This is a genomic window from Thauera sp. 2A1 (assembly GCF_009469595.2).
Taxonomy (GTDB): Bacteria; Pseudomonadota; Gammaproteobacteria; order Burkholderiales; family Rhodocyclaceae; genus Thauera.
In genome coordinates this window covers 36,294-50,677 of the sequence record NZ_SSXV01000018.1, presented here as the reverse complement: position 1 = coordinate 50,677, position 14,384 = coordinate 36,294, and the positions used below count along the sequence as shown (strand labels likewise).

The following is a 14,384-nucleotide window of genomic DNA, read 5'->3' as shown; positions in this document are numbered from 1 at the left end:
CAGTGGTGTCGAAACGAGATGGGCACCGTGGCATCCCCAACGCTTGAGTAATCGGGACAGAACGATCCCCACCAGGAAGGAGACGCAAATGACCAAGACCCAGATTTGGGTGCCCGTAGTGACGACGATCGCGCTGTCGCTCGCCGCGACAAGCGTGTCGGCCAAGGTGAGCGAGGCGGAAGCCGCCAAGCTCGGCAAGGAACTCACCTGTGTCGGTGCCGAGGCGGCCGGCAACAAGGAAGGCACCATCCCGCCGTTTTCCGGCAAGTGGCTGGGGACGCCCCCGGGCATCAAGTATTCGCTGCATACCGGGCAGCATCCGGTCGACGTCTATCCGGACGACAAGCCGCTGTTCCAGATCACCGCGGCGAACATGGACAAGTACGCTGACAAGCTGAGCGAAGGCCAGAAGGCCATGCTCAAGAAGTATCCGGACACTTTCCGGATTCCGGTTTATCAGAGCCGGCGCGACTTCCGTTACCCCGACGCCATCTGCGAGGTCGCCAAGAAGAACGCCCTCGAGGCTGAACTGACCGATGGTGGCCTGGGCTACACCGGCTACAAGGGCCCGGTCGGCTTCCCCATCCCCAAGAGCGCGATGGAAGTGCTCGCCAACATGAACTTCCCGTACCGCGCCTACACCGAGGAGATGGTGCGTGACATCGCCGACGTGGCTTCGGACGGCAGCGTCACCTGGGGACGTCAGGTCAACAAGAACCTGAACATCGTCACCCAGCCGACTGAACTGGGCAAGCCGATGGAAGGCCTGATGGCCTATTCCCTTTCGGGCACGCTATTGCCCGAGCGCGACCGCGGCAGCTTCACCGCCTCGCAGGAGCCGGTGAACTTCGCCAAGGCCAAGCGCCTGGCCTGGCAGTACGACCCGGGCACCCGTCGTGTTCGTCAGCTTCCGACCTATGGCTTCGATTCGCCGCTGGGCGGCACCAGCGGCAAACTCACCATCGACCAGGACCGCCTGATGAACGGCGACCCGAGCCGCTACGAGTGGAAGCTGCTCGGCAAGCGCGAGATGTACATCCCGGCCAACGCCTACCGCATTCACTCGAACAAGGTGAAGTACGCCGACCTGCTGCAGAAGGGGCACGCCAATCCGGACTTCGAGCGCTATGAGCTGCGTCGCGTGTGGGTGCTCGAGGGCAACCTGAAGGATGGCTACCGCCACGCCTTCGGCAAGCGCGTGATGTTCATCGACGAGGACAACTGGCAGGCGTCGGTGGGCGATTACTACGACACCCGCGGCCAGCTCTGGCAGCACGCTTTCATCAACCACTACTACGCGTTCGACCTCAATGCGTGGCAGGCCGGCACCTCGTTCTACCACGACCTGAACTCGGGTTCGTACGTCGGCTTCAACCTCATCCAGGAGCGCGAGAAGGGCTACGTGCTCAACAAGGGCGACCTGACGCCGGAAATGTACACGCCGGCTTCCTTGCGTGCGCTGGGCCAGTGATCGAATCGACTCTCAGGGAGTAGGCAGAATGAAGCTGCACAAACAGATGAAGCCGATCGCGCTGGCCGTGATCGGGATGGGGACGATCGCGCCGGCGCAGGCCTTCGACGAAATCACGTTCGACAACGGCATGGTGTTCGAGTCGCGGCTGACGACGACCTACACCCTGTCGTCGCGTCTCGAGGACCGCGACCGCGTGCTGAGGAAGAACGCGTCGGGCAACGACGGCGACAACAACTTCGACAAGGGCGCGCTGACGTCGAACCGCGTCAGCCTGCTGCTCGACACCCGCCTGAGGAAGGGCGACTCGGGCCTGGTCGTGTCGGCCAGTAGCTTCTACGACGACGTCTACCACCGTTCCAACGACAACGACGGCACCTCGTTCCCGAACAAGATCGGCGGCGATGCCGACGAGTTCACGCGGGACGCCAGGCGTTATCACGGCGGCTACACCCGTCTGCTCGATGCCTATGGCTATACGGGCTTCGACGTCGGCAGCGAAGGGCACGCCACGGTCCGCCTCGGCAAGCACGTCGTGTCGTGGGGCGAGACGCTGTTCATCCCCGGCATCTCGGGTGCACAAGGCCCGGCGGACGGCACCAAGGCCGGCATCCCGGGTACCGAGGTGAAGGACCAGTTGCTGCCGGAGGACCAGATCTCGGCGCTGTACGAGGTCAACGACAAGCTTTCGCTGATGGCCCAGTGGCAGTACAACTGGCACAAGACGCTGGTGAACGCGCCCGGATCCTTCATGAGCACGTCCGACGTCGTTGGCCCGGGTGCAGTGTGCCTGACGCCGGGACCGGTATGCACGGTTCCACGGCGGGCCGGAGAATCTCCGGGCAAGACCGGCCAGTGGGGCGTCGGGGCCAAATACCGTCTGACGAACGAGACCGAGGTCGGGCTGATCTATCTGAACTACAGCGATCGCGCCCCGATGGTGGACATCAACTACCTCGATCGGGCTGGTCCGAGTTTCCGTCATCACTACTTCGACGACATCAAGATGCTCGGTGCGACTTTCAGCACCAGCTTCGGCATCGCGACGCTGGGTGGCGAAATCTCGTATCGCAAGGATGCACCCGCGCTGGTGAATACCAAGGTGAATCTGGGTCGGTCCACCCCGCTCTGGGTCCAGTTGCCGACGGCGACCAAGGCGGATGTCCTGCAGACGAACATCAATACCTTCGTCAACCTCGGTCGGACCTTCCTCGCGCCGCAAGCCAACTTCCTTGCGGAAATTGCCTACACGAGCGTGAGCAATCCGGAAGCGCGGCGCGTTCCGGGTGCGACGGCCACGACCAATCGGTTCGGTCTCACCCCGTTGTCCGATGACCTCAATTTCGGCAGCTATGGTCTCGCCTTTGCCTCGACGCTCAGCCTGACCTATCCCGGTATCATCGAGAACTGGGAGCTGGGCGTGCCGATCAGCTACTCGCACCAGTTGGCAGGCCGTACGCTGCAGGGCAACCTGGGCATGGGCGAAGGCGATCATCGCCTGAGCATCGGTGCGACGATGACCTATCGCCGCAACTTCCAGATCGGCCTGACCTACCTGGGCTATTTCGGCAATGCGAGCACCGACCCGGTCAGGAACCGCCTGCTGACCGACCGCGACCAAGTGTCTCTCGTCGCGAAGTACACGTTCTGAGGATCTGACTCCTCGAATGCAGGGCCAGCCAGTGCCTAGAGCACTGGCTGGCCCTTTTTTTGGTTCATCGCGCCGTTTCGGGGAAGGGCTGCCTCGATGCATGCCGCCTCTGGCCGCGCTTCCTCATGCGCTCTCATCCGAGTTCCCGCTTCGTTTTCCTTGCTGCGTTCCACGCAAAGCTTCGCGGCGACCTCGTAGACGTCGTGGATGGCGCACATGATGTCCGACACCTTGCGCGCATCGGCGGCGACGAGGTACCCGGGAACCGGGCAGTCTTCGATCGCCTGCCATGGCGCCTGTTCGGCCGTGTAGCCGATGGCCCCGCCGATTGTGTCGGCCTCAACCCGCTTCGCAGTGCCTTGGACGAGGAACGTCACGGCGCCAGCGCTGGCGCCCTGGACACGGGCATCTGTGCAGTACCGCTTCGGATTCTCGGAACACTTCGCGTAGATGCGCTGCTCACCTCAGCCCCTGGAAACGCGCTGACTCGACCGACGCACCCCTCCGGACACGAGATGCACGGATGGATTTCGTTCCGACGCTGCTCCCATATCTTGTCGGCGACTTCCGGGCCTGTCCGTGCCGGGCGTCCGAGGCTGATGATGTCGGCCGCGGCTTCCCCGATGGCGCGCAGCGCGAGATCGGGGTTGTTCATGCGGCCGGCCAGGATCACGGGGAGATCCGTAAGGATCTGGCGCCCCTGCACCGAAAAGGGCATATGGACGCCCGCGTGCATGATCGATCAACATCGGCGAACGGCCGGTCCGCGAAAGTCCACCGGCCCTCGCTCCCGCAAAGAGAACGCAAAAAAAAAACAGGCCGGGAGGGCCGATGTCGCCATCGGCCTTCACCGGCCCAAGAGAGGGAGTTCTGGTCAGGAATGCAGCGGCTGCGTGGCTGCGGCGCGCATCGCCTGCTCGTCGAGCGGCGTGGCGGCATCGGCTCGGGCGCTCCCGGTTTCCACCGAGGTGGCCTGCCGTCCGCTTGCCGACCTGCGGCCAACATTGAGCCAGCAGGCCAGCGCCGGTAGCAGGAAGATCGCGCCGATCACGTTCACCAGGAACATGAAGGCAAGCAGGATGCCCATGTCGGCCTGGAACTTGAGAGCCGAGAATGCCCAGGTGCCCACGCCGATGGACATCGTCACCGCGGTGAACACGGCAGCCGTGCCGCGCTGGCGCATGGCTTCATAGAACGCCTCGCGCAGGGTATAGCCGAACTCCGCCATTTCATGCTGCATGCGCTCATAGATGTAGATGCCGTAGTCCACACCCACGCCGACGCCGAGCGCGATCACCGGCAGCGTGGCCACCTTGAGGCCGATGCCGAGCAGCGCCATCAGCGCGTTGCACATGATCGTCACCAGCATCAGCGGCACGATCACGCACAGCACCGCGCGCCACGAGCGGAAGGTGAGCCAGCACAGCAGCGAGATCGACGCGAAGATCGATGCAAGCATCTGCACCTCGGCGCGCTCGACCGCCTCGTTGGTCGCCGCGGCGACCCCCGCATTGCCGCCGGCGAGCCTGAAGCGCACGTTGGGCGTCTTGTCCGCCGCAATGAACTTCTGCACTTCGTCGACGACGTGCTTGAGCGTCGGCCCCTGGTGATCGTTCAGATACACCACCAGATGGATCGTCTTGCAGCCGTGCGAGTTGAGGCCGTTCTCGGGGTTGGCGGCACGCCCGCCGGTGCGCAGCGCGGATTCGGTGCGCTGCAGGGCTTCCCATCGCGGATTGGCTTCGTTGTTGCCGGCGGCGTAGAGCTTGGCCATGCCGGCCACGGTGCTGACCGACTGCACGCCGTCGACGCCACGCATGTGCAGGTCGAAGCGTTCCACCGCGTTCATCACTTCCCAGTTCAGGCAGGCCTCGTTCAGGTTGGAGGTCTCGGCGTACACCGACAGCACGTCCATGCCAATGGAATAGTTGCTGATGATCTTCGCGTTGTCCCTGTTGTAGCGCGAGTCGGCGCGCAACTCGGGTACGCCGCTGCCGATGTCGCCGGTCTGCAACTGGCGCGAGAAGTGGGTGGCAACGCCCAGGATGACCAGCATGACCACGAAGGTCACCAGCGCCGGACGCGGCTCCGACAGGGCCGATACCTTCCACCAGGTCGGATGCTTCTCCTTGGTGTCCACCGGCTGGTCGAGGGCCATGCGCTCCAGGTGCAGGTGCGACAGGATGATCGGCATGAACATCTTGTTGGTCATGATCATGAGCGCAACGCCGAGGCAGGCTGTGAGGCCCAGTTCATGCACGATGGGGATGTCGATGAGCATGATCACCATGAAGCCGAGCGCGTTCGCGAGCAAGGCCATGATGCCGGGTACGGCGAGCTTGCGGAACGCACCTTCGGCCGCCTCCATCGCCGTGGCGCCGGCGAGCACGTCCTGCTTCCAGGCGTTGGTCATCTGGACCGCGTGCGACACGCCGATGGAAAAGATCAGGAAAGGCACCAGCACCGACATCGGATCCACGCCGTAGCCGATCAGCGGCAGGATGCCCAGCAGCCAGATGACCGGCAGCAGCGCCACCGCCAGTGCGAGCACGGTGAGCTTGAGCGAGCGCGAATATAGCCACAGCAGCAGGGCGGTGATGGCGAATGCGATGACGAAGAACATCACCACGGTGGTGAGCCCTTCCATCACGTCGCCCATCACCTTGGCGAAGCCGACGATCTGGATGTCGACCTTGTCGCTGGCGAACTGGCTCCGGATGGCCTCGAGCTTGTGGGCCACCTCCGCGTAGTCGAGTTTCTGCCCGGTCTCCGGGTTGATCTCGAGCAGGTCCGCCTGGACCAGTGCGGATTTCAGGTCGTTGGCCACCAGCCGGCCGACGACGCCGGCCTTTGCGACGTTGGCGCGGACCTGGTTGAGGCCGGCCTCGTTGGCCTCGAAGCGGGCGGGAATGACGACGTCGCCGTTGAAACCTTCCTCGGTGACTTCGATGTAGCGCACGTTGGGCGTGAAGATGGAGCGCACGCTCGCACGATTGACGCCCGGCGTGAAGAAGACCTCGTCGTTCACCTTGCGCAGGATGGGCAGGAACTCGGCGTTGTAGATGTCGCCGTCTCCTTTCCACTGCACGCTGATGAGGATGCGGTTGGCGCCCGAGAACGTCGATGAATGCTCGAGGAAGGCCGCCATGTACTCATGCTTGAGCGGAATCAGCTTGTTGAAGCCCGGATCGAGCCGGGTGTTCAGTGCCGAATAGCCCAGGCCCAGGGTCAGCAGCAGGAAGAAGGCTCCGAGCGGCTTGCGCCATTGGATGAGCATGCGCGCGAGAACGGCAACCAGCGCGTCCGTCCGGCTGATGGTGTGGGCAGTGGTCATCAGGCTGCTCCCTTGTTCGTGGGTTGATTGTTACCGGCTTCATTGGCCTTCGGCGCGAAAGTACGCAGGCCGCCGTCGCTCGACATCAGCCATTCACCGTCACGCTTGACGAGAATCCCGGTGAGGCTGGCGCGGCCGCCGCGGCGTTCGATGGCGAAATGCGCGCCGCCATCCTTGCTGCTCAGCACGACGCCGCCCTGGCCCACGAGAAGCAGTTCGCCGCCCGCCGTCAGGGTGTGGCCGTAGAGCGAAACCGGCGCCGGAATCTGGGCTGCACTCCAGGTCTGGCCAGCGTTGTCCGAGAAGAAGGCCTTGCCGCGCATGCCGTAGGCCACCCAGCGGTTTCCGCCGAGGTGGACGGCGCCGTACAGGGAGCCGTGATAAAACGGCTCCACCGCTTCCCATGAACGGGCGCTGTCGGTTGAGCGCAGTACGGTGCCGTTCTCGCCGACGATCATCCATTGCTTCCCGTCCGCGGAGCTGGAGATCTGGTTCAGATGCCAGTCCGACAGGCCAGGCAGCGTGTCCGGTTGCCAGGTGTTGCGATCGTCGCTCGAACGCAACACCTGCCCGAACGCGCCGACGGCGAGCCAGTCGCCGTCGGGCAGGCGAGCGGCGGACATCAGCGGCTCGCCGTTCTTTTCGGTGAATGCGGTTTCCGTCCAGTTCTGCCCGCCGTCGTCGGTGCGCAGGATCCAGCCTTCCTGGCCGAGGGCGACGCCATGACTGTCGTCCGCGAAGACGAGGCGGGTGATCAGCGCCTGACGATCATTCGTCACCGATGCGGGCTTCCAGGTCTTGCCTTCGTCGGGCGAAACCAGGATCAGGCCGAGTTCGCCGGCGACGATGGTGCCGGCCTTGCTCTGCTTGATGTCCATGAGCTGCATCGTATCGGCCGGGATACGGGTTTCCCGCATGGGCGGAACCGATCTCGGTGAGAAGGAATAAATGCTGGCTGCCGCGACAATCGATGCCACGACCAAGCCGACCGCTACGCGCATGGGGCGCCTCCTGTTTTTTCTGGTTGCCATCCGCCGGAAGGATCGCAGGGTGTGTGCATTATTCGCCCGTGGTCGGCGAGGGCATCGTCCAAAAGGGTTACCGTCCCGCGCTTGCCCGGCGTCGGGACGCGGCGCCGGCGGGTCTCGCGTGCGCGTGCGCGGCAAACGCCCTCTGCAAAGGCAAGAATCGTTTCACGTCAGCCGTTTACGGTAGTCCGTTCAGACGATGAGTCGACGTCCGGGCTGTGGAAAATTGCGCTCATTCGGATGGCCGCACGATCCGACAATCTGCAGCACGAGATCACGGAGGATATGGAAATGGGCGCAATTGGACACGAGCAGGTACTTGGCGTCGCAACCGAGGACTACATGACGCCGGAGGCGGTCGAACTGGTCGCCAAGGCAAGGGAGATGGCTCCACGCCTCGCCGAGCGCGCCCGCGCCGCCGAGGCTGCAGGCATGGTGCCGGTGGAAACGGTGCAGGAAATGAAGGAGGCGGGGCTGTTCCGCGTGCTGCAGCCGAAGCGCTTCGGTGGCTACGAACTCGATCCGCGCGTGTTCTACCGCGTGCAGATGGCGCTTGCCGAGGGCTGCATGTCCACCGCCTGGATCTACGGCGTGATTGGCGTGCACAACTGGCAGCTTCCGCTGTTCCCCGAACAGGCGCAGCAGGACGTGTGGGCCAAGGATACCGGCGTGCTGATCGCGTCGACCTACATGCCCACCGGCAAGGCCGAGGCGGTCGAGGGCGGCTATCGCTTCTCCGGGCGCTGGAGCTTCTCGAGCGGCGTCGAGCACTGCGAATGGATCTTCCTCGGCGGTCTGCTGCCCAAGAAGGACGGTTCGGGTCAGTTGGAGCACGCCACCTTCCTGCTGCCGAAGTCGGATTTCCGCGTCGATAAGAACTGGGATGTGCTAGGCCTGCGCGCCACCGGCAGCCATGACATCGTGGTCGATGGCTGCTTCGTGCCCGCGCACCGCACGCACCGCACCAACGATCACAGCGACGCCGGCTGCCCCGGACGTGAGACCAATCCGGGTTGGATCTACAAGATCCCCTTCACCCAGGTTTTCCAGCGCGCGGTCTCGTCGGCCTGCATCGGCGCGCTCGACGGTGCGATCGCCCACTTCCGCGAACGCGCTGCCGCGCACATCGGCAAGCACGGCGCGAAGACGGCCGAGGACGTCAATGCCCAGCAGGCCGTCGCCGAAGCGATGATGACCACCGACCAGCTCAAGCTGGTGCTGTTCCGCAACTACGCCCGCATCGTCGAATGCGCCAAGACCGGCGAGCGCATGCCGGTGGAAGAACGCCTGATGCAGCGCGCCCAGGCTTCGCAGGTGCCCAAGCAGTGCGCGAGCGCGGCGAGCGAGCTGATGCGGGCCTGCGCGGCGTCCGGCACCTACAAGAGCAACCCGATCGAGCGCGTGTTCCGCGACATCCACCAGGCTCGCGGCCACATCGCCAACAACACGGATGCCTACGCGCGTGCTCACGGTGCGGTGATGCTTGGCCTGCCGAACGCGGATCCCTACATCTGAGCGGCTCGGCCGCCAACGGAGAACGACGCGACATGACCGCCCAGCGCTATCACGCCCTCACGGTGAGGGCGGTGACCGAGGAGACGCACGACGCGAAGTCGGTCGTATTCGAGGTGCCGCCCGAGCTGGCCGAGACCTTCAAGTACCGCCCCGGCCAGTTCCTGACCCTGCGCCTGCCGGTGCTGGGGCGTCATCTGCCGCGCTGCTACTCGATGTCGAGTGCGCCAACGCTCGATGCCACATTGCGGGTCACGGTCAAGCGAGTGACCGGCGGGCGGGGCTCGAACTGGGTGTGCGATCACGTGCGCCCGGGCGCTACGCTCGAAGTCATGGCGCCGGCGGGCGTATTCACGCCTGCCTCGCTGCAGGGGGATTTCCTGCTGTGCGCGGGCGGCAGCGGGATCACGCCGGTGTTTTCCATCCTGCGTTCGGTGCTGGCGCATGGCCAGGGGCGCATCTGCCTGCTGTATGCCAATCGCGACGAGCGCTCGGTGATCTTTCGCGACGAATTGAGGGTGCTCGCGGCGGCGCATCCCACGCGCCTGCAGGTCATCCACTGGCTCGATTCGGTGCAGGGCGTGCCTTCGGTGGCACAACTGGCGGAGCTGGCCCGACCGTGGGTGCAGGCGCAGGCCTTCATCTGCGGCCCCGGCCTGTTCATGGACGCGATGGTATCGGCGCTGGGCAATGCCGGCATGGCGGCCGAGAGCGTGCATGTGGAGCGCTTCGTGTCGTTGCCGGATGAAGAGGATGTTGCGGCGATCAACGCTGCGGCCCCACCTCCCGCGACGACGGTCGAACGCGCCACGGTAGAGATCGAGCTCGACGGCGAGGTGCATACGCTGGAAGTGGCCGGCAGCGAGACGCTGCTCGAGGCCGCGCTGAAGGCCGGCATCAACGCCCCGCATTCCTGCCAGGCCGGCATGTGCGCGTCCTGCATGTGCCAGGTGGTGGAGGGCGAAGTGCACCTGCGCCACAACGAGGTGCTCGACGCCAAGGACCTGGCCAAGCGCTGGACGCTGAGCTGCCAGGCACTCCCGACGAGTGAGCGGGTCAGGGTTCGCTTTCCTGGCTGAAAGGCTCTCTTCGCCGCCGCCCGCGCTCGCCCATGAGCGGGCGAGGGTTCCTTTTTTTTCAACGGCTTGTAGCCGAATGGCGTCGCGCTGCCGATAGTCTTAATGGACGATGAAAGCGTTGGCCCGAACCCGTATCTTCACTCCTCATGCAAGACGTTTGCGGATTTTCCGCGCACCAGGACGAGGAGAACATTCATGACGGGTCGTTTGCAGGGCAAGGTGGCGTTCGTGACTGGAGGTGGCAGCGGGATCGGCGCAGCCACGGCGGGGCGTCTCGCGCAGGAAGGGGCGACGGTGATCGTGTGCGGCCGCCGGCAGGGGCCGCTCGATGAAGTGGTCGGGCAAATTGCTGCGGCAGGCGGCAAGGCCGAAGCGGTCGTCGCCGACGTCAGTGACGAGGCGGGCTTCACCGCTGCGCTGGAAGCGGCGGCGAAGCGCCACGGCAGCCTGGACATCCTGGTGAACAATGCGATGGCCTACACGTGGGGCAGCATCGAGGAAATGTCCACCGCGGACTGGCACGCCAATTTCAGCACGTCGGTCGACGGCACCTTCTGGGGCACGCGCACCGCGATGCGCCTGATGAAGGGCAAGGGCGGTGCGATCGTCAATGTCTCCTCGATCTGCGGTTCGCTTGGCACGCCCTGGATGTCGGGCTACTCGGCAGCGAAGGCTGCGATCGACAATTTTTCCCGTGCCGCCGCGGCCGAGGGCGCGCCCCACGGCGTGCGCGTCAACGTGGTGGTGCCGGCCGTCGTCGAGACGCCGGCGACCGCAGGCATGCTCGCCGACGAAGCCTCGCGCAAGGCGACCGAGAAGCTGATTCCCATGGGGCGCGTCGGCCGGCCCGAAGAGCTTGCCAATGCCATCGTCTTTCTCGCCAGCGACGAGGCCTCCTACATTACGGGCGCTACGCTGCCTGTCGATGGTGGACGCTCGGCGGTGCTGGTGACCGCGCTCTGAGGAGGGGATGCCCGTGCTGCCTCATCTCTTCAGCCCCGTACGGCTCGGGGAACTCGCGCTTTCAAACCGTATCGTGATGGCGCCGATGACGCGCAATCGGGCCGACGCCGATGGCGTGCCAGGCGAACTGATGACCCTGCATTACGCACAACGTGCCGATGCCGGACTGATCGTCGCCGAAGGTGCCTGGCCGAGCGCAGCCGGGCAGGCCTACTGCCGCCAGCCGGGCATCGCGACGGCAGCGCAGATCGCCGGCTGGCGGCGGGTGACCGATGCGGTGCATGCGCGCGGCGGCTGCATCGTGCTGCAGATCATGCACGCGGGCCGCATCGGCAGCCGCCACATCAAGGGCGACAAGGTCGAGACCGTGTCGGCGTCGGCCATCCAGGCCGCCGGCGAGATCTACACCGATGCGGCGGGAATGCAGCCCTTCGACATGCCGCGCGCGCTGAGCACCGAAGAAGTCCGTGCCGTGGTCGAGGAGCACCGTCAGGCGGCGCTCAATGCGCGCGAGGCCGGGTTTGACGGCGTCGAGCTGCATTGCACCAGTGGCTATCTGCCGATGCAGTTCATGTGTTCGGGAACCAACCACCGCAGCGACGAATACGGCGGTAGTGTCGAGAACCGGGTGCGTTTCGCATTCGAATGCCTGCAGGCAATGGCCGAGGCCATCGGACCGGGCCGGGTGGGGCTTCGTTTCAATCCGGGCAACACCTTCAACGACACGAGCGACGGCGACTCGGCGGCGACCCATGCCGAACTGGCGCGCCAGGCGGCAACACTCGGTCTGGCCTACGCCCACGTGATGAAGGCGACGGTGCCGGGCATCGACGCCTTCGCGCTGGCACGCGAGGCCTTCGGCGAACGGCTGATCCTGAACGATGGCTTCGATGGCGCGTCCGCCGAGGCGGCCGTTGCCCGAGGGCTGGGGCTGGCGGTCTCGTTCGCCCGTCATTTCATCGCAAACCCCGATCTGGTGAGCCGGCTGCGCGACGGGCGCATCCTGGCCGGCTTCGACCGTCGGACGCTGTACACCGCCGGCGCGGCAGGTTATACCGATTATCCGCGGGCCGAGGGAGCGATCGCATGATCTACTGGGAAGATGTCGTCCTGGATCAGCCGCGGGAGTCGGTGCAGAGCTATGTGCTGAGCGCGGAAAACATCAAGGCGTTCGCTTCGGAATGGGACCCGTTCCCGCCGCACGTCGATGACGCGGCCGCTGCCAGATCGCCCATCGGCGAGCTGTTTGCCGCGGGCGTGCACCTGCTGTCGATCACGATCCGCCTCAGCCATACCGTGGCACACGAGGACACCTCGTCGATCGCGGGACGTGGCTGGGAGCGGTTGCGCTTCCACCGGCCCGGCGTGGCCGGAGACGAGCTTCGCGTGCGGGTGACGCATGTCGAACGGCAGCCTGCCAGCCGGCCCGAGCGCGGCCTGCTCGTCTCCCGTTTCGAACTGTTCAACCAGAAAGGCCATGTACTGGTGAGCTTCGACAATCATGTGGTCATGTTGCGGCGCGAAGCAGCGGCCGCGTGACTTTTCCTCGATACACGATCAGTCAGGAAGGAGTGCAAATTGAAGATTCTGGTCCCGGTGAAACGGGTGGTCGATTACAACGTGAAGGTGAGGGTGAAGTCGGACCATAGCGGCGTCGAGCTCGCTGGGGTCAAGATGGCGATGAATCCCTTCGACGAGATCGCGGTCGAGGAGGCGGTGCGCCTGCGCGAAGCGGGACGGGCAACCGAAGTGGTGGCGGTGAGCTGCGGCACCTCGGCCAGCCAGGAGACCCTGCGTGCCGCGCTTGCCATGGGCGCGGACCGCGCGATCCTGGTCGAGACCGACGTCGAACTGCAGCCGCTGGGCGTGGCCCGCCTGCTCAAGGCGGTCGCCGAACGCGAACAGCCGCAGGTGGTCATATGTGGCAAGCAGGCGATCGACGACGATGCGAACCAGACGGGCCAGATGCTGGCTGCGCTGCTGGGCTGGCCGCAGGCGACGTTCGCCTCGCGCATGACGTTCGGCGAGGGTGTCGTCAATGTCACGCGTGAAATCGATGGCGGCCTCGAAACGCTCGAGCTGAAGCTGCCCGCCGTCGTTACCGCGGATCTGCGGCTGAATGAACCGCGCTATGCGACCCTCCCCAACATCATGAAGGCGAAGAAGAAGCCTCTCGATGTGGTGGCGGCCGGCGATCTGGGCGTGGACATTGCGCCGCGGCTGCGCCAGGTGCGCCACGCCGAACCGGCTGCACGCAAGGGCGGCGTCAAGGTGGCCGACGTGGCCGAACTGGTGAACAAGCTTCGCAACGAAGCAAAGGTGATCTGAGGCGGAAACATGAAGACACTGCTCATTGCGGAACACGAAAACGGCCGTCTGGCGACGGCGACCCTCAATACCGCGTCGGCCGCTGCACGTTTCGGCGGCGAGATCGATGTGCTGGTCGCGGGGCACGGTTGCGACGCTGCCGTCGCGCAGGCGCAGGCGATCGCGGGCGCGAGCCGCGTGCTGAAGGTCGATGCGGCGCATTACGCCGAACCGCTGGCCGAAAACCTGGCGGCGCTGGTGACGGGGATTGTGGCCGACGGCGGCTACCGCGCGGTGCTTGTCGGTGCCACGAGTTTCGGCAAGAATCTGGCCCCGCGCGTGGCGGCCCTGCTCGACGTGGCGGCCGTCTCGGACGTCGTGGCGGTGGCGGCCCCCGGTCGCTACGAGCGCCCGATCTACGCCGGCAACGTCATGGTGGCGGTGGAGTCCGACCAGCCGCTCGACGTGCTCACGATCCGCTCCACCGCCTTCGATGCCGCGCCGCTCGGCGGTGAGGCGGCGGTGCAAGTGGTGGCGGCCGGGCCGGATCTGGGCCTGTCCCGCGTGGTCGGTCGCGAGCTCAGCAAGTCCGAGCGTCCCGAACTGGGGGCGGCCTCGATCGTCGTGTCCGGCGGGCGCGGCCTCGGCAGCGGTGAAAACTACCACCGCCTGCTGGATCCGCTGGCGGACAAGCTGGGTGCGGCGCTGGGTGCGTCGCGCGCGGCCGTCGATGCCGGGTTCGTGCCGAATGACTATCAGGTCGGCCAGACGGGCAAGATCGTCGCGCCCGGGCTGTACGTCGCAGTCGGGATCTCGGGCGCGATCCAGCACCTGGCAGGCATGAAGGACTCCAAGGTGATCGTGGCGATCAACAAGGATCCGGACGCACCCATCTTCCAGGTGGCAGACTACGGCCTGGTGGCGGATCTTTTCGAAGCGGTGCCGACCCTCGTGTCCAGCCTGGAAGCAGCCTGAGAGTCGATCCGCGGTAACTGGAGGGAAGGGCGTTGGCCAACATACGGGTCGTCTCAGAAAACGG

General features: G+C 65.3%; 12 protein-coding genes. 9 read left to right on the top strand and 3 right to left on the bottom strand.

The genetic code is table 11. The annotated features are described in order from the left end of the window. Window positions 1–88: 88 nt before the first annotated feature. Window positions 89–1,471, top strand: a complete 1,383-nt coding sequence (locus GH664_RS15695; protein WP_153169011.1) for a DUF1329 domain-containing protein — start codon at window positions 89–91, stop codon at window positions 1,469–1,471. 28 nt (window positions 1,472–1,499) lie between these two features. Then, on the top strand, window positions 1,500–3,122 hold the full coding sequence (locus tag GH664_RS15690) for a DUF1302 domain-containing protein (protein ID WP_153169010.1): 1,623 nt from the start codon (window positions 1,500–1,502) through the stop codon (window positions 3,120–3,122). Window positions 3,123–3,157: 35 nt separating this feature from the next. On the opposite strand, the gene GH664_RS15685 is transcribed toward GH664_RS15690, so the two are convergent. The 3 genes from GH664_RS15685 to GH664_RS15675 form a co-directional block, all read right to left on the bottom strand. Continuing rightward, window positions 3,158–3,499: a hypothetical protein gene (locus GH664_RS15685; RefSeq protein WP_153169009.1), complete on the bottom strand. Its 342-nt coding sequence runs from the start codon at window positions 3,497–3,499 to the stop codon at window positions 3,158–3,160. A gap of 497 nt (window positions 3,500–3,996) precedes the next feature. Continuing rightward, the gene (locus tag GH664_RS15680; RefSeq protein ID WP_228111562.1) at window positions 3,997–6,456 is read right to left on the bottom strand and encodes an RND family transporter; all 2,460 of its coding nucleotides are present in this window, start codon (window positions 6,454–6,456) and stop codon (window positions 3,997–3,999) included. Beyond that, on the bottom strand, window positions 6,456–7,457 hold the full coding sequence (locus GH664_RS15675) for a YCF48-related protein (RefSeq protein ID WP_194270426.1): 1,002 nt from the start codon (window positions 7,455–7,457) through the stop codon (window positions 6,456–6,458). The genes GH664_RS15680 and GH664_RS15675 overlap by 1 nt, the downstream gene beginning before the upstream one ends. A 318-nt stretch (window positions 7,458–7,775) precedes the next feature. Here GH664_RS15675 and GH664_RS15670 point away from each other — a divergent pair, with 318 nt between their 5' ends. From GH664_RS15670 to GH664_RS15640, 7 genes are all read left to right on the top strand, one after another. After that, window positions 7,776–8,999, top strand: coding sequence for an acyl-CoA dehydrogenase family protein (locus GH664_RS15670; protein ID WP_153169008.1), 1,224 nt, complete (start codon window positions 7,776–7,778; stop codon window positions 8,997–8,999). A gap of 32 nt (window positions 9,000–9,031) precedes the next feature. Continuing rightward, the gene (locus GH664_RS15665) at window positions 9,032–10,075 is read left to right on the top strand and encodes a ferredoxin--NADP reductase (RefSeq protein WP_153169007.1); all 1,044 of its coding nucleotides are present in this window, start codon (window positions 9,032–9,034) and stop codon (window positions 10,073–10,075) included. Window positions 10,076–10,270: 195 nt separating this feature from the next. After that, window positions 10,271–11,038 (top strand): SDR family NAD(P)-dependent oxidoreductase, encoded by a 768-nt coding sequence (locus GH664_RS15660; protein ID WP_153169006.1) that lies wholly within the window; start codon window positions 10,271–10,273, stop codon window positions 11,036–11,038. Window positions 11,039–11,051: 13 nt separating this feature from the next. Continuing rightward, entirely contained in the window at window positions 11,052–12,128 is a 1,077-nt protein-coding gene (locus GH664_RS15655; protein ID WP_228111561.1) for an alkene reductase, read from the top strand. Then, window positions 12,125–12,577, top strand: a complete 453-nt coding sequence (locus GH664_RS15650; RefSeq protein WP_153169004.1) for a MaoC/PaaZ C-terminal domain-containing protein — start codon at window positions 12,125–12,127, stop codon at window positions 12,575–12,577. Before GH664_RS15655 ends, GH664_RS15650 begins: the two co-directional genes overlap by 4 nt. A 39-nt stretch (window positions 12,578–12,616) precedes the next feature. Further along, window positions 12,617–13,366 carry an electron transfer flavoprotein subunit beta/FixA family protein gene (locus tag GH664_RS15645; protein ID WP_153169003.1) on the top strand — a complete coding sequence of 250 codons (750 nt, stop codon included), beginning with the start codon at window positions 12,617–12,619 and terminating at the stop codon, window positions 13,364–13,366. Between the two features lie 9 nt (window positions 13,367–13,375). After that, window positions 13,376–14,320 carry an electron transfer flavoprotein subunit alpha/FixB family protein gene (locus tag GH664_RS15640; protein ID WP_153169002.1) on the top strand — a complete coding sequence of 315 codons (945 nt, stop codon included), beginning with the start codon at window positions 13,376–13,378 and terminating at the stop codon, window positions 14,318–14,320. The last annotated feature ends 64 nt before the right edge of the window (window positions 14,321–14,384 follow it).